This is a genomic window from Treponema endosymbiont of Eucomonympha sp. (genome assembly GCF_001028545.1).
On sequence record NZ_BBPW01000527.1, the window covers coordinates 1 to 505 of the forward strand.

At 53.9% G+C, this 505-nt stretch carries 1 protein-coding gene; it reads left to right on the forward strand.

Annotated features, from left to right (window positions below):
* Positions 1-315 precede the first annotated feature (315 nt).
* A partial coding sequence (locus tag AWU74_RS12920) for a hypothetical protein (protein WP_238580259.1) occupies positions 316-505 on the forward strand: 190 nt, incomplete at its 3' end.

Here is a 505-nt window from a genome sequence, read left to right on the forward strand (position 1 = left end):
CAAACGCTCTCCCAACTGAGCTAAGCGCCCATATAAGTTTCGTAACTATAACGTATATCAAAGGTATTATGCAAGCTGATGCATTGCTTCGCGTAAAATCTAACTACAAAACTTTACATTGTCGCAGGTAAAAACGCGACAGCGTGGATGGGAAAAGAAAATGACGTGCTGCGCCCGAGCGAGGCGTTCCCCTTACGGACCGCACGAACAGGTTTGGAGTTTTCGCTCTACAGGTACCTGCCTGTAGAGCGACTCGCAGACTTTTGCGAACGATGCGCGGGGGCAAAACGGCGGGCATAAAAAAAAGAGCAGGGCGTGTTTGCCCTGCTCTTTTTGGCGTCTGTCGCACGGAGCTCCCCGCTCTGTCTCTCCCGTTCGGCTGTTGCCGAACGCGGCTTCCGTCCCGCCTTTTTCGCCTTCCCTTATTCGCTTCTGCCGAACAGAAAGGCGTGCCGGATACGCGCGCCGCGTATCCGGCGGTTTTGTCTACGCCTCTACGATTGCT